The sequence below is a fragment of the Streptomyces sp. NPDC030814 genome (assembly GCF_055572155.1).
In genome coordinates, this window is record NZ_JBVIDX010000043.1 from 17,588 (window position 1) to 38,986 (window position 21,399).

Consider the following 21,399-nt stretch of genomic DNA (forward strand, 5'->3'; position numbering starts at 1 on the left):
GCACGAGGGCGCCGCTCCACCGATTTACGAGCGCCACCCTGCGCCGACCCGGAACGGAGACTCGCGCGCGGGTGCCCTCGGAACCGCGCCCGGACGGCCGCCTCGTTCACGGGACGCTGGAAGTCCGGCGGGGGAATGGCACCGCCGGCCGTCCGGGGCCGGTGATCGTGCCGGTGCCGTTCCCGGCCACGAGCCAACTTCCGCCCGTGTTCCAGGAGTTGCCGCTGCCGGCCGAGGCCGATCCCAGCGACGCCTCGGTGCCGTTGCGACGGCAAAGGGGCGCCGCTGCGAGGACGGAGCGGCGCCCGCCGGCCTGTGAGGGCACGGCCGCGTGGTGCGCGCAGGCCCCGGGCGGATGACGTACGGGGAACCGTCGCCCGCTACCTCGCCGTCAGCGGTGTCACGCCGATCCGGTCGATGACCGGGGCGTACGGCGACCGCTGGTCGTACTGGTTGTAGGTGGCGCCGTCGAAGTCGGGCAGTTCCTCGGCCGTGAAGGTCAGCTGGTTCCTGCCCATCCGGAGGGTGACGGGGACGGTCAGCTCCCAGAAGTTGTTGAAGTGGAAGGTCGTCGGGAACAGGACACGCCGGGCCGGGCCGCCGTTGACCGACAGGTCGGCGTGGCGGGCGATCGGGTCGGGGTTGTAGTGGGTGGCGGGCGCCTGCTCCGCGTTGGAATAGCGGATGGTCAGTGCGTGCCGGCCGGGTCGGTCGGCGACGACGTCGAAGGTGAGCGCGTTGGCCCTGCCGTCGCCGATGTCGGTGACCGCCTTGCCGCCGGTCGCGAAGGTGTACGCGTCGGTCACCCTGGCCGCCCCCGTCACCGTGCCGTCCTCGGCCTGGTACACCCGGGTCTTCAGGGCGCCGGTGGACGGGGCGACCCGGAGCCGGTCGAGGGCGAGTTCACGGGCGGCGCCGGTGACGGTGATCTTGTTGATGCCACCGGAGAGGAAGACCCGGACCCGGTCCGTGCCCTTCTTGGCGCCTCCCGCTTCGGGGACATCGAGTCTCTCGCCGTTGAGCGAGAGGGCCGCCCGGCCGCCGCCGAGGTGGTCGACCGACACCGTCGCCGCGCCGTCGCGGGGTGCGTACACCCAGAACGTCGCCGAGTCGCCCTCGGCCAGCGGCACCGTGCCGGGACCCGAGGCGCCAGGCCTGCTGTAGTCGGGTCGTGCCCCGAAGAGCGACGCGTACGCGGCCTCGTAGATCGCGGGCGCGGTCACGTGGTCGTCGCGCAGGGCGAGGTCGATCTTGTCGATGATCGCGTCGCCCTTGGTGACACCGAGTTCGGGGTCCCGCGCGGCGAGCGTGATCCGGTGCTTGCCGGCGGTCAGCTCCACCCTGGTGTCGGTGTGGCCCCAGACGACCCACTTGTAGCCGAGCGGCAGGCGCAGTTCCCGCGGGTCCTCGCCGTCGACACGCAGGAAGACATTGGTCGGGCCCTGTTCCTTCACCAGGTCGTACAGGTTGTAGGAGTTGGCGAAGACGCTCAGGTCGTAGGCGCCGTCCCGCGGGACCTCGACGTCGAAGGCGAGGACCCCGTCGGAGCCGGTGCGCAGCCCGCCCACGTTGTAGGCGCCGGACGTCGCGAACCTGCCCACGTCCGAGGGCGTGCCCTCGGGGCCGTTCCTGGAGTAGCCCCTGCCGGTGTAGGTGGCGTTCTCCGCCTCGTAGGTTCGGCGCCAGCTCACCGAGGGCGCGGCCGGATGCCCGCCGTTGCCGCCGGGGGAGAGGATGACCTGGTACGCCGACATCTCGTTCATGCCGGTCATCGGCAGGGTCACCGAGCCGTCGGCGCCGACCGTCACGTCCTCGTCGGAGAGCCGCAGCGGCTGGGCCGAGTCACCGACCTGGCCGGTCCACGGGATCTCCTGGACCGTGGCCCGGACCGTCTTCCCGAACAGCGCGGGGTCGATGTTCCTGAACACGATGTCCGCGTCACCGCCCTGGCCGCCGAAGAGGGCCCGGGACTGCCGCTTGTCCTCGTCCAGGGTGGCCACGCCCTGGAGGGTGTACTGCTGGTTGGGGTGCGGCGCGGTCACCTCGACGGTGTGCCCGGACATCTGGCCGTAGGCGTGGAACAGCCACCACTGGCCGTTGCCCTTGTTGGCCTCCACCGCCGAGTCGTTGAGGTTGCCGTCGATGTTCCAGTAAGCCAGGTCGGCGTCGATCTTGGACTCCTCGATGGCGGAGACCCACTGGACGACCTGCCCGGGCACCGACAGGTGGTAGTTGTGGCCGTACTCGTTGACATTGACCGGCAGCGGGCCGACCCCGATCTCCTTCTCCCACTGCCGGTAGGTGGCGACGCTCGTGCGGACCTTGGCGGGCGAGGACAGCTCGTGCCAGGTCATCACGTCCGGCACGACGTCGTTCGCCTTCGCGTACCGGAGGAAGCCCTTGATCTGGTCGTAGAGGACGGAGGTGTTGGGGCCGGCGATCCGCGCCTCGGGGTCGAGGTCCTTGATGAGCCGGTAGGTGTCCTTCCAGGCCGCGAAGAAGTGCTGTGGGTCGTTCAGCCACGAGATCTTGTTGTAGCTCCACTCGCCCGTGCCGAACATGTTCCCCTCGGGTTCGTTGAAGGGGACGTAGACGACATGGTCCTTGTAGCTGCCCATGGTCTTGACCTGGGCGACCTGCTTCCTGATCTTCTCCAGGAAGTCCGCGAGCCGGGCGGGGCCGTCGGCGCCCGGCCACTGGTAGGGGAAGCCACGGTAGATGTCGGTCATGTAGATGTAGACGTCCTTGCCGCCGGAGTCCACGAAGGGCGGCAGCATCTCCAGCGCGTCGGCGCCCGGGTGCTGGGGGCCGTCCTGGGCCTTCGTCGACACCGTGCGCAGGCCCATGCCCTCGATGAGGTTGCGGCTCGGCACGCCGTCGCCGTAGACGCCGTACAGGGAGCCGGAGGCGCCGCCGTGGAAGGCGCCGGTGTCGGTGCCGAGGTCGATGACGAGCCGTTCCGGCTCGGCTGCGTCGGCGGTGCCCGCGGCGGGTACGGCGAGCAGGGTGGCGAGGGCCGTGGCCGCGGTGGCTCCGGCTCCGGCTCTTGTTCTGCTGCGAGTGCGTCGCACTGAGGTCTCCGTGAGGTGATCCGTCCCCAGGTCGAACCGATTCGACGGGATGGGGGATGGGGGGAGCCCGGCATCCCGGGGGCGAGCCAGGGGTGCTGCGACGGGTTGTGCGGCTCTGTCGAACCGGTTCGCCGGAAACTAGCATCGACGACCACGTCCAGCAATACGTACGACATGGATTGCGCGAGGCGGGACGGACGTGCGGCGCAGGGGATTGACAGTGCCCCGGTCGGCTCCTACCTTCCCTTCACGCGAACCGGTTCGACAACCGATTCGCTCTCGAACCGGTTCGACGAAGGAGTGCCGTGAACATCGGTGAGATCGCCAAGCGGGCCGGTGTCTCGCGGAGCACCGTGTCGTACGCGCTGAGCGGCAAGCGCCCGGTGTCGGACGACACCCGCGAGAAGATCCAGCGGGTCATCGACGAGCTGGGGTACCGGCCGAACGCGAGCGCCCGTGCCCTGGCCAATGGCCGCACCAGCACGATCGGCCTGGTGTTCCCGCCGGCCGGGAACCACTACACCGGGATGCAGCTGGACTTCATCGGGAGTGTGGTGGAGGCCGCGGCCGTCCACGACTACGACGTGCTGCTCTCGCCGAGCGGAGTGGACAGCGACCGTTCGTTCCAGCGGCTGCTGGGGGAGCGACGGGTCGACGGGGCGATCCTGATGGAGATCAGGCTGCAGGACGACCGGGTCGATCACCTGGCCGAGCTGGACTTCCCCTCCGTCACCATCGGGCGCACCGCGCGGCCCGAGGGCACCTGGTGGGTGGGCCTGGACCACACCGCGCTGGCGGCGGCGTGCGTCCACCACCTCGCGGACCTCGGCCACCGCCGGGTCGCCTTCGTCAACCGGCCGGAGCAGCTCCTGCGGGCGGGCTACGAGTCCGCGCACCGGGGACTGGACGGCTTCACCAAGGCCGCGGCGGAACGCGGACTGACCGTGCGCACGTACCGCTGCGGCGACGACGCCGCCTCGGGCCAGGCCTGCCTGGAGCAGATCCTGCACGACGACCCCGCGACCACGGCCCTGGTCACCCTGAACGAGGCCGCCCTGGGCGGTCTCTACCGGGGGCTCGCGCATGCGGGCCGCCATGTGCCGCGCGACTTCTCCGTGACCGGAGTCGTGGCATCCCGGTGGGCTCAGACGGTGACCCCGCAGCTCACCGCCGCGGACGTACCGGCGGAGGAGATGGGCCGGCGGGCTGTCGACCTGCTCATCGAACGGCTCGACCACCCCGGCGCGGCCCCCCGGCACCATCTCCTCGCACCGCCGATCTCGTTGCGGGCCAGCACCGGACCCGCCGGCGGCACCTCGTTCGCCGAAGCCCCGACACCTGTCAGCCCCTCCTGAACCGCGACTGCCTGACCCGACCCCCTGCACCGCGACACCCCGAACAGCGACTCCTGACCGCAGATCACGGGCCTTCCCGTTCCCCCCTCTCTGCACCGGACACCCGAACCCGCGCCTCTCGTCTCTCACCCGGCCGTTCGGCGTGCCCGCATGCCCCTCTCCGCCCCTCTCACGGCACAGCTGTGCCTGGAACCAAGGAACCCGCCATGCGTAGAACCATCAGCCGTCGTCTCACCGCCGCGGCCCTGACGACCGTCGTCGCCGTCGTCGGTACCGCCTGCTCCTCCGGCTCGGGCAGCACCGGCGCCAAGGACGCGGACGGCACGTACACGATCTGGGACCCGTACCCGCAGTTCGACAAGGGCTCGGCCTGGGCGAAGCTGCTGGACGCCTGCGGCGACAAGGCCGGAGTGAAGATCAAGCGGACCGCTTTCGACACCAGCGACCTGTCGAACAAGGCGCTGCTGGCGGCCCAGCAGGACAACTCCGCCGACGTGCTCATCGTCGACAACCCCGTCGTGTCGACCCTGGCCGAGGCCGGTGTGCTCACCACGACCGACGAGAACAAGCTGGACACCTCCACGGTGGACCCGAACCTGCTCGCGGCCGGCCAGTCGGGCGGCAAGACCTACGGCACTCCGATCGGCGCCAACACCCTCGCCCTCTACTACAACAAGGAGGTGCTGAAGAAGGCCGGTGTGGACATCGCCTCGGTCAAGGACTGGGCGTCGCTGACGGCGGCGCTGAAGAAGGTCGAGAAGGCGGGCAAGAAGGGCATCACGTTCTCCGCGATCGGCACGGAGGAGGGCAGCTTCCAGTTCCTGCCGTGGTTCTGGGGCTCGGGCGCACAGCTGACCGACCTCGACTCCGACCAGGCCGTCTCCGCGCTGTCCCTGTGGCAGGACTGGCTGCGGAAGGGGTACGCCCCCAACTCGGTCATCAACAACACGCAGACCACCAGCTGGCAGGAGTTCGCGAGCGGCGACTACGCGTTCGCGGAGAACGGCACCTGGCAGCTGGCCAACGCCGAGAAGGCGGGCTTCGACTACGGCGTCCTGCCCATACCCGGCTCCGGGGGCGGCAACGCCGCGGCGCCCACCGGCGGTGAGTTCGTCACCCTCCCCGTCCAGAGCGACACCGGACGCTACGCCACCGCGCAGAAGCTGGCCATGTGCCTGACCAGCACGCAGAACCTGTACGACACCGACACCACCCTGTCCTATGTGGCGCCCACCACCGAGGTGCAGGACAAGCAGGTGGCGGCCAACGCCCAGCTCAAGCCGTGGGTGGACGCGGTCAAGGCGGCCAAGGGCCGCACCAGCGACGACCTGGGCACCAAGTACCCGAAGATCTCCGAGCAGTTGTGGAAGGCCGTGCAGTCCGCCCTCAGCGGTGCCCAGTCGCCGAAGGACGCGCTGGCCAAGGCGCAGTCCGCCGCCCGGTAGCCGGGAACGGGCGGTCCGCGGATATGAACCACGTGACACAGATGCGGGACCGCCGGCCCGTACCGGTCCGCAAGGGGGCGGCAGCCATCGCCGCCCCTCGACCGGCCCGTACGCGAGCACGGCGCGCTCCGACCTCCTCGCAGTGGGCAGCCTGGGCGTTCCTCGCCCCGGTCACCCTCTATCTCGCCCTCTTCTACGCCTATCCGCTCTACCGCAACCTCGACCTGAGCCTGCGGAACTACACGGTCCGTTCCTTCGTCCAGGGCGACGCGCCCTTCACCGGGTGGGAGAACTACACCAAGGTCTTCGACGACCCGGTCTTCGCCCCGGCCCTGACCCACACGGTGGTCTTCACCGTCGTGTGCCTGGCCTTCCAGTACGGCATCGGTCTGGCCCTCGCGGTCTTCTTCCACCAGCACTTCCGGCTCTCGGCGACCCTGCGCGCCCTGTTCCTGGTGCCGTGGCTGCTGCCGCTGATCGTGTCCGCCTCCACCTGGTCCTGGATGCTCAACAGCGACTCCGGCATCGTCAACGCGGCCCTGCACGCCCTCGGCATCGGACCCGTGAACTGGCTGACGTCCCCCGACTGGTCGCTGACCTCGGTGATCATCGCGAACATCTGGATCGGCGTCCCGTTCAACCTGGTCGTCCTCCACAGCGGTCTGCAGTCCATCCCGGCGAGCCTGTACGAGGCCGCCGCCCTCGACGGTGCGAACGCCTGGCAGCGCTTCTGGCGGATCACCTTCCCGCTGCTGCGCCCGGTGTCCGCGATCACGCTGCTGCTGGGGCTGGTCTACACGCTCAAGGTCTTCGACATCATCTGGATCATGACCAAGGGCGGCCCCGCCGACTCGTCGACCACGTTCGCCACCTGGTCCTACCAGCTCGGCTTCGGCAACCTCCTGCCCGCCTTCGGGCCGGGCGCGGCCGTCGGCAACCTGCTCGTGGTCGCCGCCCTGGTGTTCGGCCTGATCTACCTCAAGGTCCAGCGAAAGCAGGCACTGTCATGAACCGACGCGCCGCACGCTCCTGGTGGAAGACGACCCTCGGCCTCCTCCTGACCGGGATCATGCTCTTCCCGGTCTACTGGATGCTCAACGTGTCCCTCACCCCCGAGCACGACATGCGCAAGAGCCCACCGGACCTGTTCCCCGCGAACGGCACCCTGGACGGCTATCGCACGGTGCTGGCCGAGCAACTGCCCTACCTCGGCACCAGCCTCGTCGTCGGCCTGGGCACCGTCGTCCTCACCGTGGCCCTGTCCGCCCCCGCCGGCTACGCGCTGGCCAAGTTGCGCCCGCGCGGCGGCGGAGTCCTCGGCTTCCTGCTGCTGGCCGCCCAGATGATCCCCGGCATCATCATGGCGATGGGCTTCTACGCCATCTACCTCCAGCTCGGCCTGCTCCAGTCCGTCCCCGGCCTGATCGTCGCCGACTCCACGCTGGCCGTCCCCTTCGGCGTGCTCATCTTCACCGCGTTCATGTCCGGCATCCCCGGCGAACTGCTCCAGGCCGCGAGGACCGACGGCGCCGGGGCCCTGCGCACCTTCCGGTCGATCGTCCTGCCGATGAGCCGCAACGCCGTCGTCACGGTGTCGCTGTTCGCGTTCCTGTGGTCCTGGTCCGACTTCGTCTTCGCCGGGACCCTCGTCAACGGCGGCGCCCATGAGCCGATCACGCTGGGCATCTACCACTACATCGGCAACAACAACCAGGAGTGGAACGCCATCATGGCGACCGCCGTCGTGGCCTCGCTGCCCGCCGCGGTCATCCTCGTCCTCGCCCAGCGGTACGTCGCCGCGGGCGTGACCGCCGGCGCGGTCAAGGACTGACCTCCCTCCTCCCTGATGTCACGGCGCCACCGCCTCCCGGTCGGGAGCGCGATCCCCCCTGTCCGAGAAACGAGTGACACGTCATGACCGCCGCACCGTCCGGCCCGCCCTTCCCCATCCACGACATCCCCTTCAGCACGTACGGGTCCTGGTTCGACATCTCGCCCGTGGTGGCGGAGAAGACGTACGCGGAGGACCTCCACCTCGTCTCCCACCAGAACGGCATGCACGCCGTGCTGCGCCTGGTTCCCCTGGACCCGGTCACGGGCGACCGCGCCGACACCCGCGTCGAGGCGACCCCCGGCCTGCTCGGCTGGACCGGCCGGGGCGGGCGCGTGGACCTCGCCTACGAGACGCCGGACACCGTACGGCTGCGGGGCAGCGGCCTCGCCTTTGCCCTGCGGGCGGCCGCGCAGACCCTGACCCCGTTCAGCGGCACCTACTTCTACCGGGAGCCCGGCACCGAGGCGTACGTCCTCACCTCTTACGAGACCGGGCGGCGCTACCGGATCACCGTCCTGTCCGGCACCGTCACCGCGGTGCCCGGCGCGCAGGCGCTGGGCGGCGCCGAGCGTGGTGTCACGGTCGGCGCCGGGGCCGACGGAACCTGGGAGGTCGCGGTCGAGGAGTACGAGACCGCGCGCCGCCCCTACACCACGACCACCGCCTTCGACCGGGTCGTGGCAGCCGCGCGCACCGCCTTCGCCGCGTTCGCCGACGCCGTGGCGCCCTGGCGGTCGGCCGCCACTCCGGCCGCGGAACTCGCCGCGTATGTGCTGTGGTCGGCGACCGTCCGCCCGCGGGGCTTCGTGACCCGGCCCGCGGTGCTGATGTCCAAGCACTGGATGGACAAGGTCTGGAGCTGGGACCACTGCTTCAACGCCCTCGCCCTCGCCCCCGGAGCCGCCGATCTCGCCTGGGACCAGTTCTCCCTGCCCTTCGACCACCAGGACGAGGCCGGTGCGCTGCCCGACTCGGTCACCCACTCCGAGGTGCTGCACAACTTCGTCAAGCCCCCCATCCACGGCTGGGCCCTCGACCGGCTCCGCCGACGGCTCCCCGAACCGCTCACCCACGGGCAACTCACGGAGGTCTACGACCGGTTGACCCGCTGGACGGACTTCTGGCTCACCGCCCGGCGCGCACCTGGTGCCGCTCTGCCCCACTACCAGCACGGCAACGACAGCGGCTGGGACAACGCCACCACCTTCGACCCCGAACGTGTCGTCGTCACCGCCGACCTGGCCGCCTTCCTCACCCTGCAACTACGCGAACTCGCCCGACTGGCCGATGAACTGGGGCGGCCGGACGACGCCCGCCGATGGACACGGACGGCCGACGAGACCCAGGCCGCGATGCTCCGCGAACTGTGGCAGGGCGACCGGTTCGCCGCCCGGTCGGCCGAGACCAAAGACACCTGGACCAGCGCGAGCCTGCTCGACCTGATGCCCATCGCCCTCGGCGAGCATCTGCCGGAGTCCGTCAGCGCCGTCCTGGCCGACCGCATCCGGACACACCTCACCTCGTACGGCCTGGCCACGGAACAGCCCGCCTCACCGCAGTACCTCTCCGACGGCTACTGGCGCGGCCCGATCTGGGCGCCGTCCACCGTGCTCGTCGAGGACGGCCTGCGCCGTGCCGGCCACCACCGGCTCGCCGACGAGATCAGCACCCGGTTCCTCGCCCTGTGCGAGACATCCGGCTTCGCCGAGAACTTCGACGCCCTCACCGGCACCGGCCTGCGCGACCGCGCCTACACCTGGACCGCGGCCGCCTACCTCCTCCTCGCCGAGGACCACACCCGCCGAGGCAGCCGCTGACCAGCCGCCTCCCCCCAACCTCCGGGACCGATCGGGCCCGGTCACGTTCCCCCCTTCCCTCGCCCAGAGGAGCCCCACGATGACGTTGCGCACCGCACCTCCCGGACCGGCAGCACACACCGGGCGACGAGCGACCTCGACCGTCGCCGTGCTCCTGGCCGTACTGGCCACGACGCTGCTGCCCGCCGTCCCGTCACAGGCCGCCGACACCGGCGTCGCGGTCGACTTCGCCACCACCGGGGGCGCCCCCACGTACCGCGCCTCGGGCACGATCTACGGAATGGCCGAGGACGGCTCGCTGCCCCAGGACCACTTCTACAAGGACATCAAGTGGAAGTTCATGCGGGCCGGCGGCGCCCAACTGGACAATCCCGGCGGCTGGGTGGCCGGCAAGTACGACCGCCGATGGAACTCCACCCTGGCCCAGTACAAGCGCACCAAGGCGCTGGGCGGCACCTTCGTCATCCTGCCGCACGACCTGTGGGGTGCCGACGGCACCACCAGGCCCACGTTCCCCGGTGACAACGGCGACTGGTCCCGCTTCGACGCCTTCTACGACCGCCTGCTCTCCGATGTCCGCGCGGCCGGCATGACCGACATCCAGTGGGACATCTGGAATGAGCCCGACTGCCCCGGGTTCTGGGACTCCGGCATGCCCCAGTACCTGGAGATGTGGAAGCGCGCCTACCGGAAGATCCGGGCCGCCCTCCCCGGCGCCGTCGTCGTCGGCGCGAGCACCTGCGGCCATCCCACCGTGGACAACGGCTGGTGGACCACGTACCTCGACTACGTGAAGGCGAACAACGTCGAGCCGGACATCTACAGCTGGCACGACCTCCCCGGCGACCCGGTCGCGCACAGCAACTCCCTCAAGTCCCTGCTGTCGGCGCGGTCGATGACGACGAGCCGCCCCTTCCAGGTCAACGAGTACGCCGCCAACACCGAGCAGAACCCCGGCCGCGGCGGCTGGTACATCTCCCGTCTGGAGCGCGCCGGAGCCGACGGCCTGCGCGCCAACTGGGCGTGGGGCGCCAACCTGCACGACTTCCAGGCCAACCTGCTCACGAAGAACAGCGCGGGCCGGTACCTGCCGCTGGGGGAGTGGTTCCTCTACCGCTACTACGGATCCCAGACCGGCACCGTCGTGAAGTTCACGCCCGGTACGAACACCGACGGGGTGGCGACGAAGGACAACTCCGCGCGCAACGCGAAGATCCTGCTGGGCAGCAACGGCAACACCGGCAACGTCACCGTCAGCCTCAACCGTCTCGACACCACCTCGGTGGTGGAGAACAGCCGGGTGCGCGCGATGGTCCAGCGCATACCGAACAACAGCGGCGGCGCGGTGACGGGGCCCGTGACGGTCTCCGACCAGACTCTGACCGTCAGCGGTGACTCGGCTTCGGTGAGCGTGCCGTGGACGGATGCCGCCGACGGCTACTCGGTCACGCTGCTGCCGCCGTCGAACACCACCGTCTCCACGGTCGCCGTCGCACAGCACAGCGGTCAGTGCCTGGACGACACCAACCTGAGCACCGCCGACGGCACGCAGTACCAGCAGTACCACTGCGAGGGCGGCTACCAGCAGATGCTCGACCTCAAGCCGGTCGCCGGCCGGACGAACACCTACACCATCGAGAATGAGCACAGCGGTAAGTGCCTGGACGTCTCGGGCGCTTCCACGGCCGACGGTGCCGCCGTCATCCAGTGGACGTGCAGCGGCAGCACCAACCAGATGTTCACCCTCAGGCCCGTCACCGCGCTCGGCAACAGCAAGGACTATCAGCTGGTCGCGGTGCACAGCGGCAAGTGCGTGGACGTCAGCGGGATCTCGACCGACCCGGGCGCGAAGATCCACCAGTGGCCCTGCGACCCGGCGAGCGCGCTGAGCACCAAGAAGAACCAGATCTGGCGCCTCCTCGGCAAGGGGTGACGCCCGCGGGGGCCGCGGGTGATCCCCGCGGCCCCCAGGTGAGTGTGTGCTCAGCGATGGCGGGTGGTGAGCCCCGGGCGCCAGGGCCGGGCGAGGGCGGTGACGCCGTCGTCCGCGATGCCGTCGTCCGCGATGCCGTCGTCCGCGACGCCGTCGTCCGCGACGCCGCCGACGGTGAGCGCGTCGCCGCCGCGCAGCACCCGCCGGTCCCGGACCAGCCCGTCCGTGCCGTCCGTGCCGTCCCACCGACAACATGCGCAACGTGTTCGACAGCGGCGGCGGCACGATCCGGCGCCACGACGGCACGGTGCTCAGGGTCGGCGTGTACGAGACCCGGTTCAACGTGAAGATCGCCCATCGGAAGCCCGCGGAACCGGCACCGTCAAGGTGTGGGTTGACGACTTTCTCGTCCTGACCGTCGCCGACCGCGGCCCCGCCACGCGCTACGTCAAGGACGGCGTCTGCCACCACGGTTCCGGCCGCGCCGAGGCCCGCTTCCGGACATCACCTACTGGACGCGCCGACCGCCGCGCGCGAGGTGACGCCGGTAGAGGGCGACGGCCTGCTCGGCCGGGAGGTTCGGGACCGTGACCGTCTCGCCGGTCCCCTTCGCGACCACGACCTTGGCGCCACCGGGCGGAGCGGGCAGCGGGCGTCCGGCAGGGTCGGTGCGGGGCGGGAAGACGGCGTACACCAGGTAGCCGATGTCGAACTCGTGGACGTGGAGTTCGGCGGGGGTGCCGTCGGGGAGCCGCGGCCGGGCGTACCGGGCGCGGACGAGTTCGACGGCCTGCTCCGGGGTGGTGGGTGGCGTACCGGAAGCCATGGGTGTCGTCCTGGGTGTCCTGTGGGCGGCGGGCGGCCGGCGGTCAGAGCTGGGCGGGGGCGCTGCCGAAGCCGATCTCGTTGCCGTCCGGGTCGTGGTAAGTGATCTTGCGGACGCCGTTGGAGTAGGTCTCCCGGTTCGCGGGCTTCAGTCCCCGGTCCGTGATCCCCTCGACACGGGTGTCGAGGTCGTCGACGAACACGGTGTGCAGGGCGTGGCCGCCGCGCCCCGGCCGGTGCTCGATGTACAGGTACCGGTGCTCAGCCAGCTCCCACACGGCCTCCGTGTCGTTCGGGATGAACGTCGGGGGCGAGCCGAACAGGCGCTCGTACCAGGCGAGTGCCGCTTCGTAGTCATTGACGAGGATGCCTGCGAACAGATCGACGGACATGACGCCATGGTAGGGCCGCGGTGTTCCCCGGGCCGGGGACGTGAGCACTGCTTCCGGCGCGGCGCTCCGTACAATTTGGATCCGAATGACAGCTGAGATCCGATGTGCCCTCGTGGCTCAAGGGAGTGTGCCCGTGCCCGGCCAACGATCCATCACGCAAGCCGAGAAGCTGGCGGAGGCGAAGCTCGGCGGCATCCCCGTCCGTCATGAGCAGATGGCCGTCGTCGCCAACATCTACCGGGCCGCGTCCGCGGTCAGGCAGCACCTGGAGAACTCGGTGCTGCGCGGCGCGGACCTGACCTGGACGGCGTTCGTCGTCCTGTGGGTGGTCTGGATCTGGGGCGAGTCGGAGACCCGGCACGTCGCGGAGGAGGCGGGCATCTCCAAGGGGACGCTCACCGGGGTCTCCCGGACGCTGGAGAAGCGGGGGCTGCTGCGGCGGGCCGGGCACCCCACCGACGGCAGGCTGGTGCTGCTCAGCCTCACCGAGGAGGGCGAGGAGCTGATGCGACGGGTGTTCCCCGCGTTCAACGAGGAGGAGGCCTTCGTCACCGCGCAGCTCGACGTCGAGGAGTGCCGCGGCATCGCCGACGGACTACGGCGTGTCGTCCTCCAGGTCGAGGAGCACGGCGAGGAGCGCCGCCTCGCCCTCCTCGACGGCGCACCCCCGGCCCCCCGCCGCAGCGGCCGCCGCCCGCAGTCCTAAGGGGTCCTGTCGGCGCGCCCGGCCCCAGCGCGCCCCGAGGTGCCGTCCGCGTCGTCTGTCCGTGGGGCGTACCACGTGATCGCACGCCTAGCGGGAGGGGGCGGCCGGACGCGCGGGTGGGCGCGAACACTGGGATGCTGAGGACGGACAACCCGTCCACGACCTGACAAACGCAGGTGGTGAGCGCCGTGGCTGGGGCCGAGGAGAACGAGACGGGGGCCGCCCCGGAGCGGGCCGACCCCAAGGGCGACCCGTTCCTGCGGACCCGGTTCGCCGTACCCGTGCGCCCCACCACGTTCCTCCGGCGCGAGCGGCTGGTCAAACGCCTGGACGAGGCGGTGCTGACGCCGCTGACCCTCGTCGAGGGCTCCGCCGGCGCGGGCAAGACGCTGCTGGCCGCAGACTGGGCGGCCGGACGGGACGGCCCCGTGGCCTGGCTCACCACCGACACCGTCGGCCAGGCCGGCGGCATGTTCTGGGCGTACCTCCTGGAGGCCCTCCGACTCTCCGGCGCGGGGCTGCCCGGGATCGGCCCGCTCACGGACGCCCGCCGGGTCGACCCCGCGACACTGACCCGGCTCGCCACCGGACTGAGCGCCCGCGAACAGCCCGTCACGGTGGTACTCGACGAGTTCGACCGGGTGACCGCCCCCGAGGTGCCGGACCAGCTCGACTTCGTACTGCACCACGCGGGAGCGGGCCTGCGGCTGGTCCTCGTCACCCGCACCGAACCGCTGCTGCCGCTGCACCGCTACCGGGTGGCGGGCGAGGTCACCGAGATCAGGGACGCCGAGCTGGCCTTCACACCCGAGGAGGCGGCCACCCTGCTGAAGCTGCACGGACTGCGCCTCCCGCCGACCGAGGCCGACGCGCTCGTGGAGCGGACCCGCGGCTGGGCCGCAGGGCTGCGGCTGTGCGCCCTCGCGGCGCGCGAGAGCCCGCACCCGGAGACGTATCTGAAGGAGTTCGAGGCCGACCGCACCCCGATGGCCGACTACCTGCTGGCGGAGGTGCTCAGGCGGCAGACGCCCGAGACGCAGGACCTGCTGCTCAGGACCAGCGTCCTCGACCGTTTCTGTCCCGACCTGGCGAACGCGCTGACGGGACGCCTCGACGCCGAACCCATCCTGGCCGGGCTGCACCGCGCCAACGCCTTCGTGGAGCACCTCGGCCACACCTGGTACCGCCTCCACCCGCTGTTCGGGGAGATACTCCGCGCGCACCTGCATGTGCGTGCGCCCGGTCTCGAACCCGACCTGCACCGGAGGGCCGCCGAGTGGCTGCGCGACTCCGGCTCCCTCACGGAGACCCTCGACCACGGCGCCGCGGCGGGCGTCTGGGACTTCACCGCCGGTGTCCTCGTCGACGACCTCGCCATCGGCCAGCTCTTCACCGGACTGCGCTCAGACGAACTGGCCGACCTGTTCTCCCGGATGGGCCCCGAGGCGACGAGCCCCGCCACCGACCTGGTTCGCGCGGCCCGTGAGCTGGCCCGGCACGACATCGACCGTGGTCTGGCCCACCTGCGGCACGCGGAGGAGAGCCTCCTGGCCGGGGGCCCGGCGGAGGACGCCACCGACCTCGCGGCCGCCTGGTTGAGCTGTGCTCTGCTGGAGGCCGTGGTGGCGCGGCAGACCGGTTCGCCCGGCAAGGCGCTGAGGGCGGTGGCGGTGGCCGAGCGACTGAGCAGCCGGGTCCCCGCCGAGCTGCTGGAGAAGCATCCGGAACTCACCGCACAACTGGTGGCCCATCTGGGCTCGGCCCTGCTGTGGGCCGGCCGCTTCGAGGACGCCCGCACCGCCCTGTCCTCGGTGGCCGACGCCTCCGGTGCGGCGGCCACCGAAGTCCTGCGCGCCGACTGTCTGGGCCGCCTGGCGCTGATCGACTGGCTGCACGGCTGGCCCGGGAGGGCGGAGCGCGCCGCGCTGGCGGCGACGGCCGCGGCGGATCGGGTCGCCGCACCCCAGCCGTCCCGTTGCGGCGTCGGACGACTGGTCCTGGCCGCCGTGGCCGTCGACCGCGACGACCTCGCCTCCGCCGAGTCCCTCCTGCAGTCCGTGGACGACTCCGAGTCCGTGCTGCGCGACCCGGTGCTGGACGCGGGCCAGGCCCTCACGACCGCCCGTCTGCTGCTGGCACGCGACCGGACTCGGGCGGCGCTGCGAGCCGCACGGTCGTCCGTCCCCGCCGAGGTGGTCTCGCCCTGGGCCGAGGCCGGCACCACGCTGGTCACCTCCGACGTCCACCTCGCCGAGGGCCGCCCGGAACAGGCCGCCGAACTCCTGCGGTCGGTGCCCGAGGACCAGCCGGCCTGCGCGGTGGGCGCCGCCCGGGCCCAGCTGGCGACCGGTCGGCCCGACGCGGCGCTCGACCTGCTCGACCGGGCGCACCCCGAGGAGCGGGGCGGCCCCGCGGTGTCCGTCCGCGCCACGCTGGTGCGGGCGCAGGCCGCGTACCAGGCGGGCGACCCCGCCGCCACCCGCCGCCTCCTCGCCCGGGCCCTCCACCGGGCGCGCCGCGACGAACTGCGCCGGCCCTTCCACGAAGCGGGCCCCTGGATCCGCCCGTTCCTCGCCGCACCGCCCCTGCGGGAACTGGCGGCGGGCTGGCTGCAGCCCGGCACCCCTCACCCGGCGGGCGCCCCGGACACGGACGGCACCGCGGTGATCGTGGAACAGCTGAGCGGACGCGAACGCGACGTGCTGAGGCGGGCCGCCGAGATGATGTCGACGGAGGAGATCGCAGCCGACCTGTCCGTGTCGGTCAACACCGTCAAGACCCATCTGAAGAGCGCCTACCGGAAGCTTGCCGTGAACCGCCGCAACGACGCCGTACGCCGCGCACGTGAACTCCGGCTGCTGTGACCCGCGCGGGGGCCGGCGATGCCCCGGCCCCCTTCGTGACGAGTGACCCGGCGCATGCCGGGCGGGGCCTCAGGACAGCGTTCGGACCACTGCCTTACGCGACGGCCTTGGCGCCGCCCGGGTTCTGTCCGGTGATGAGGCGGTCGTCCTCCACGACATGGTGCGCGAAGGGCTTCACGGCGGTGCTGCAGGAGGCGCCGAGTTCCCTGAGCCGGTCCTCCAGGCTGTACGGGACGGTGTCGGCCCGCTGGGCGAGCTCCTCCTGCCGCCAGGAGAAGCCGGTGACGTTCCTGCCCTTCACCAGGGGCTCACCGTTGATCGGCGTGACGTCGAGCAGACCGCACGGCCCATGGCAGACGGCGGCGACGATCCGGCCGGTCTCATGGAACCGCGCGACGAGCGCCTCCACCGCCCGGCTCTGGTGGAAGTCGAACATGAGGGCTGTCCCGTGATCCGCGGCGTCGTGCGCCCACCGGGGATTGCGGGACAGTCCTCAGCTCGCGGTCGCTGATCGCGGGGTGACCTGGATCTTGGGCCCGGGGCCCGCGCCCGCCGGGCGCCGGCCCGCGAGGACGGGGCCGACCTCGTCGAGGCCCACGGTGGCGGCGACGAGCGGCCTGGGGTCGACCGTTTGGTCGGCGTAGGCGCGGATGGTGGCGTCGAGGCCGGGGGAGGCGGACAGGATGCCGACCGCTGTGACGTCCTTGAGGACGAGAGCGCGGGTGTCCAGCGGACTGGGCTCGCCGGCCAGCCCGATGTACACGAGGCGGCCGCCCGGCTCGACGAGTTCCAGGGCTCTCGCAGGCAGAGAGGCGGCGTTCGAGGCGTCCACGACCGTGTCGAAGGGCAGGTCGGGGACCGAGTCCTCGCTCCAGACGTGCTCGAATCCCAGCCCGCGGGCGAAGACGAGGGAGCCTTCGGCGGCACCCATCAGGTGGACCTCGGCACCGGCCGCACGCAGGAACATCGCGGTCAGCAGGCCGATCGTCCCCGGGCCGAGGACCAGGGCACGGTCGCCGGGGTCCGGTGCGGCGGCTCGCGCGGCGCGCAGGGCGTTGCCGCCCGGCTCGACGAGTGCGCCGAGGACGGCGTCGACCGAGTCGGGCAGCACATGCAACGAGGCGGCCGGAACGGCGAGTTGCTCCGCCAGCGCCCCGGCCCGGGCGCCGCGGATACCGACCTCCTGCCGCTTGTCGCACACGTGCCGGCGCCCGCGCAGGCAGCGGCGGCAGGTGCCGCAGCCGAGCATGGTGTCGCCCATGACCCGGCGGCCCAGCCAGCCGGGGGCGACGCCGTCGCCGACGGCCGCGACCCGTCCGCACCATTCGTGGCCGGGCCGCATCGGGTAGGCCGCGTGCCCCTGGTGGAGGTAGGCCATCTCGCCGGTGAAGAACTCCACATCGGTGCCGCACACCCCGACCCGCTCGACATCGACCACGACCTCGCCGGGACCCGCCATGGGCGAGGGGAGCTCCCGCACCTCGTACGCGCCGGGGCCGGTCAGCACGAAGGCACGCATGCGACCACCGCTCACCGGGGGGCCACGACCCGCTGACGCTGACTGCCGAGGTGCTTGATGCCCAACTCCATGACGTCGCCCGGCCGGAGGTAGGCGGGCGGGGTGAGGCCCATACCGACACCGGGCGGGGTGCCGGTGTTGATGAGGTCGCCGGGCTCCAGGACGAGGAACTGGCTGAGGTAGTGCACGATGAAGTACGGGTCGAAGATCATCGTCTTGGTGCTGCCGGTCTGCCGCCGCACCCCGTTGACGTCCAGCCACATGTCGAGTCCGAGGACGTCGTCGATCTCGTCGGCGGTGGCGAGCCAGGGCCCCGCCGGGTTGAACGTCTCGGCGGACTTGCCCTTGGCCCACTGGCCGCCGCGCTCCAGCTGGAAGCCGCGCTCGCTGACGTCGTTGACCGTCACATAGCCGGCAATGGCGTCGCGGGCCTCCTCGACCGACTCGAGATAGCTGGTACGCCGGCCGATGACGATGCCGAGCTCCACCTCCCAGTCGGTCTTCGTCGAGCCGCGGGGCACGCGCACGTCGTCGTTCGGGCCGATCAGGGTGTTGGGCGACTTGGTGAACAGGATCGGTTCGTCGGGGACGGGCATGCCGCTCTCAGCCGCGTGGTCACGGTAGTTGAGCCCGATGCACAGGATCTGGTGCGGGCGGGCGAAGGGGGCGCCGACGCGTTCCCCGGCGAAACGCGACACCCGGCCCGCGGCCGCGCGTTCGGCGACGAGGGGGCGTACGCGGTCCAGGCCGCCCGAACCGAAGAAGCGCTCGTCGAAGTCCGTGACGGCGTCGGACAGGTCGACGTACGTCTCGTCGTCGATACGGGCGACGGGCTTCTCGGCGCCGGGGGCGCCGATGCGCATGAGATACACGGGGCTGTCTCCAGGGTGGGGTGGCGAGGGCGGGATGAGTCAGGGGTGCGGCTCGGCGAGCGGGCCGAGCAGCGCCCGGATCTCGTCGAGCGCGTCCACCAGGGCGGCCAGGGGTGTCCGGTAGGCGAGGGCGCTGACGCTCACCGCGCCGGACGGGGTCGTGGGCGAGGTGAGGTACACGGGCAGGGCGAGACAGTTGACGCCCGTCTCGTTCTCCTGGTCGTCACAGGCGTAGCCCTGGGCGACCGCGGCCCGGAGCGCGGCGTGCAACTCGGCCTCCGTGGACAGCGTCCTGGGCGTCCGCCGCTCCAACGGGAAGTCGCCGACCCACGACCGGACCTCCTCCGGTGACGTCAACTCCCGGGCGAGCAGCAGCTTTCCGACCGCGGTGGTGTGGGCGGGGTTGCGGCCGCCGATCGTCGACGTCAACCTGGCGGCGCCGGTGGGCGGGTCGACCTTCGCCCGATAGACGACCTCCCGGCCGTCGAGCACCGCGTAGTGCGCCGTCTCGCCGAACCGGTGCGCCAGGGCCTCCAGGACCGGACGGACACGGACGTGCTCGGGCCGCGCCTCGTGGTGGGCGAACGCCATGCGCAGGAACTCGTCCCCGAGCACATAGCGGCTGTCGGGGCCCTGGTCGGCGAGACCGGCCCGGCGCAGGGCGCCCAGTGCCCGGTGCACGGTCGGCTTGGGGCTGCCGATCGCGCGGGTCAGCTCGTCCAGGCCCACGCCGTCGGGGTACCGGGCCAGTTCCTTCAGGACGGCCAGCACCCGGTCCGAGCCGACGAGGCGGCCGCCGTCGGGGCCGGCCGCACCGACCGCGCCGAGGTCTGCCGATTCGTGTGGTGTCTGCGTATGCTGCATGGCGTTCCAGACTCTAGATCGTCGTACCGATTACTGGAAAGGGCTCGATGGTGAGGCTCCGCAGCGCGCAGTGGTACGAGGGGCAGGACCGCAACGCCTACATCCACCGGGCGTGGATGCGCCGGGGTGTGCCGGGCGACGCCTTCACCGGCCGGCCCCAGATCGCCATCGCCAACACCGCCTCCGACCTGACCCCCTGCAACGCGCACCTGGACGAGGTGGCGGCCTCGGTCCGCAACGGTGTGTACGAGGCGGGCGGCATCCCCCTGGACCTGCCGGTGGTGTCGCTGGGCGAGACGAACGTGCGGCCCACCGCCATGCTGTGGCGGAACATGGCCGCGATGGCCACCGAGGAGATGCTGCGGGCCAACCCCGTCGACGGCGTCGTCCTGCTCGGCGGCTGCGACAAGACGATCCCGTCGCTGCTCATGGCCGCCGCCTCGGTGGACCTGCCCGCGGTCGTGGTCCCCGGCGGCCCGATGCTCAACGGCACCTTCCGCGGCAGCCTGCTGGGCTGCGGCACCGGGGTGTGGCAGCTGTCGGAGGAGGTCCGGGCCGGCACGCTCTCCCAGGAGCAGTTCATCCGCTCCGAGTCGGCCATGATCCGCAGCCGTGGGCACTGCAACACGATGGGTACGGCGTCGACGATGGCCCTGGTCGCCGAGGCGCTGGGCACCGTGGTCCCCGGAGTGGCCGGCACCCCCGCTCCGGACAGCCGGCTGCTGGAGGCCGCGCACCGCACCGGCCGGCTGGCCGTGGACATGGTGGCCGCCGACCGGCGGCCGGCGACCTTCCTGACCAAGGCGTCGTTCCACAACGCGATCGTGGCGCTGGCCGCCATCGGCGGTTCGACCAACGCAGTGGTCCATCTCCTCGCGATCGCGGGCCGCCTGGGGATCGACCTGACGCTGGACGACTTCGACCGGGTCGGCTCGCGCGTGCCGGTCCTGGTGGACCTGCAACCGGCGGGCCGCTTCCTGATGGAGGACCTCCACCGCGCCGGCGGCCTGCTCGCCGTCCTGCGCGAGGTGCGCGACCTGCTCGACCCGGAAGCGCTGACCGTCACCGGCACACCTCTGGTCGACCACCTCGACGACGCCCCGGTCTGGGACTCCGAGGTCATCCGCACCCGCGCCGAACCACTGGTCGCCGAGGGCGGCATCGCCGTCCTGCGCGGCAACCTCGCCCCCGACGGCGCCCTCATCAAACCGGCGGCCGCCTCCCCGCACCTGCTCCGACACCGGGGCCGGGCCGTCGTCTTCGACTCCATCGAGGACTTCCGCGCGCGCATCGACGCCCCCGACCTGGACGTGGACGCCGACTCCGTGCTGGTCCTGCGCGGGTGCGGCCCGAAGGGCTACCCGGGCATGCCCGAGGTCTCCAACATGCCGCTGCCGAAGAAGCTCCTGGAACAGGGCGTCCGCGACATGGTCCGCGTCTGCGACGGCCGGATGAGCGGCACCGCCTACGGCACGGTCGTGCTGCACGTGGCCCCCGAGGCCGCCGCCGGCGGCCCCCTGGCACTCGTCCGAACCGGCGACATCATCACCCTCGACGTCGCGGCCCGCCGCATCGACGTCGACGTACCCGCCGACGAGCTCGCGGCCCGCACGCCCGACCAGGCCACCGTAGACGGCTTCGCCGCCCCGCGCCGCGGCTGGGAACGCCTCTACGTCGATCACGTCCTACAGGCCGACACCGGCGCCGACCTGGACTTCCTCATCGGCTCCAGCGGGTCCGAGGTGAGCCGCGAGTCGCACTGACGGTCGCCTCACACCCTGACGCCACGCTGCTCACCCTCTGTTCCGCCCGCCCCGGCCACAGGGCGCGGCGGGCGGAACAGGGAGGCCACCTCCGGCGGCCGAACGCCGGCGACCCGGATGCCGATCGAGCGTCCCCTCT

The 21,399-nt window shown here is 71.7% G+C and carries 18 protein-coding genes; 10 read left to right on the forward strand and 8 right to left on the reverse strand.

The genetic code is table 11. The features are described 5' to 3' along the window. Positions 1–380 precede the first annotated feature (380 nt). On the reverse strand, positions 381–3,071 hold the full coding sequence (locus ACZ43N_RS41210; RefSeq protein ID WP_468104778.1) for a cellulosome protein: 2,691 nt from the start codon (positions 3,069–3,071) through the stop codon (positions 381–383). A gap of 305 nt (positions 3,072–3,376) precedes the next feature. Here ACZ43N_RS41210 and ACZ43N_RS41215 point away from each other — a divergent pair, with 305 nt between their 5' ends. From ACZ43N_RS41215 to ACZ43N_RS41240, 6 genes are all read left to right on the forward strand, one after another. Further along, positions 3,377–4,426: a LacI family DNA-binding transcriptional regulator gene (locus ACZ43N_RS41215; protein ID WP_468104780.1), complete on the forward strand. Its 1,050-nt coding sequence runs from the start codon at positions 3,377–3,379 to the stop codon at positions 4,424–4,426. Positions 4,427–4,632: 206 nt separating this feature from the next. Further along, a complete protein-coding gene (locus tag ACZ43N_RS41220; RefSeq protein WP_468104782.1) occupies positions 4,633–5,871 on the forward strand; it encodes a sugar ABC transporter substrate-binding protein in 1,239 nt (412 codons plus the stop codon). Positions 5,872–5,894: 23 nt separating this feature from the next. Further along, positions 5,895–6,881, forward strand: coding sequence for a carbohydrate ABC transporter permease (locus ACZ43N_RS41225; RefSeq protein ID WP_468104784.1), 987 nt, complete (start codon positions 5,895–5,897; stop codon positions 6,879–6,881). Further along, entirely contained in the window at positions 6,878–7,702 is an 825-nt protein-coding gene (locus ACZ43N_RS41230) for a carbohydrate ABC transporter permease (RefSeq protein WP_468104786.1), read from the forward strand. Before ACZ43N_RS41225 ends, ACZ43N_RS41230 begins: the two co-directional genes overlap by 4 nt. Positions 7,703–7,785: 83 nt before the next feature. Continuing rightward, positions 7,786–9,522 (forward strand): amylo-alpha-1,6-glucosidase, encoded by a 1,737-nt coding sequence (locus tag ACZ43N_RS41235; protein WP_468104788.1) that lies wholly within the window; start codon positions 7,786–7,788, stop codon positions 9,520–9,522. A gap of 79 nt (positions 9,523–9,601) precedes the next feature. Then, the gene (locus ACZ43N_RS41240) at positions 9,602–11,455 is read left to right on the forward strand and encodes an RICIN domain-containing protein (RefSeq protein WP_468104790.1); all 1,854 of its coding nucleotides are present in this window, start codon (positions 9,602–9,604) and stop codon (positions 11,453–11,455) included. Positions 11,456–11,505: 50 nt separating this feature from the next. Here ACZ43N_RS41240 and ACZ43N_RS41245 read toward each other — a convergent pair whose 3' ends face one another. Beyond that, positions 11,506–11,655, reverse strand: coding sequence for a hypothetical protein (locus tag ACZ43N_RS41245; RefSeq protein WP_468104792.1), 150 nt, complete (start codon positions 11,653–11,655; stop codon positions 11,506–11,508). 62 nt (positions 11,656–11,717) lie between these two features. On the opposite strand from ACZ43N_RS41245, the gene ACZ43N_RS41250 reads away from it, so the two are divergent. Then, positions 11,718–11,870 (forward strand): hypothetical protein, encoded by a 153-nt coding sequence (locus tag ACZ43N_RS41250; RefSeq protein ID WP_468104794.1) that lies wholly within the window; start codon positions 11,718–11,720, stop codon positions 11,868–11,870. Positions 11,871–11,963: 93 nt separating this feature from the next. On the opposite strand, the gene ACZ43N_RS41255 is transcribed toward ACZ43N_RS41250, so the two are convergent. Together ACZ43N_RS41255 and ACZ43N_RS41260 are read right to left on the reverse strand one after the other, a co-directional pair. Then, entirely contained in the window at positions 11,964–12,281 is a 318-nt protein-coding gene (locus tag ACZ43N_RS41255) for a hypothetical protein (RefSeq protein ID WP_468104796.1), read from the reverse strand. Between the two features lie 43 nt (positions 12,282–12,324). Next, positions 12,325–12,672, reverse strand: coding sequence for a VOC family protein (locus tag ACZ43N_RS41260; RefSeq protein ID WP_468104798.1), 348 nt, complete (start codon positions 12,670–12,672; stop codon positions 12,325–12,327). 133 nt (positions 12,673–12,805) lie between these two features. On the opposite strand from ACZ43N_RS41260, the gene ACZ43N_RS41265 reads away from it, so the two are divergent. Both ACZ43N_RS41265 and ACZ43N_RS41270 read left to right on the forward strand, forming a co-directional pair. Then, positions 12,806–13,378, forward strand: coding sequence for a MarR family winged helix-turn-helix transcriptional regulator (locus ACZ43N_RS41265; RefSeq protein ID WP_468104800.1), 573 nt, complete (start codon positions 12,806–12,808; stop codon positions 13,376–13,378). Positions 13,379–13,557: 179 nt separating this feature from the next. Continuing rightward, positions 13,558–16,242 (forward strand): winged helix-turn-helix domain-containing protein, encoded by a 2,685-nt coding sequence (locus ACZ43N_RS41270; protein ID WP_468104802.1) that lies wholly within the window; start codon positions 13,558–13,560, stop codon positions 16,240–16,242. 94 nt (positions 16,243–16,336) lie between these two features. Here the strand turns inward: ACZ43N_RS41270 and ACZ43N_RS41275 are convergent, their stop codons facing one another. Genes ACZ43N_RS41275 through ACZ43N_RS41290 form a run of 4 tightly spaced genes read right to left on the reverse strand, consistent with a single transcriptional unit; the run spans position 16,337 to position 19,497 of the window. Next, positions 16,337–16,678 (reverse strand): DJ-1/PfpI family protein, encoded by a 342-nt coding sequence (locus ACZ43N_RS41275; RefSeq protein WP_468104804.1) that lies wholly within the window; start codon positions 16,676–16,678, stop codon positions 16,337–16,339. Between the two features lie 57 nt (positions 16,679–16,735). After that, entirely contained in the window at positions 16,736–17,761 is a 1,026-nt protein-coding gene (locus ACZ43N_RS41280) for a zinc-dependent alcohol dehydrogenase (protein ID WP_468104806.1), read from the reverse strand. An 11-nt stretch (positions 17,762–17,772) separates the two neighbouring features. Beyond that, complete coding sequence (locus tag ACZ43N_RS41285) at positions 17,773–18,633, reverse strand: fumarylacetoacetate hydrolase family protein (protein ID WP_468104808.1); 861 nt, start codon at positions 18,631–18,633, stop codon at positions 17,773–17,775. 39 nt (positions 18,634–18,672) lie between these two features. Next, on the reverse strand, positions 18,673–19,497 hold the full coding sequence (locus ACZ43N_RS41290) for an IclR family transcriptional regulator (RefSeq protein ID WP_468104810.1): 825 nt from the start codon (positions 19,495–19,497) through the stop codon (positions 18,673–18,675). Between the two features lie 47 nt (positions 19,498–19,544). On the opposite strand from ACZ43N_RS41290, the gene ACZ43N_RS41295 reads away from it, so the two are divergent. Beyond that, positions 19,545–21,260: an IlvD/Edd family dehydratase gene (locus tag ACZ43N_RS41295; RefSeq protein WP_468104812.1), complete on the forward strand. Its 1,716-nt coding sequence runs from the start codon at positions 19,545–19,547 to the stop codon at positions 21,258–21,260. The last annotated feature ends 139 nt before the right edge of the window (positions 21,261–21,399 follow it).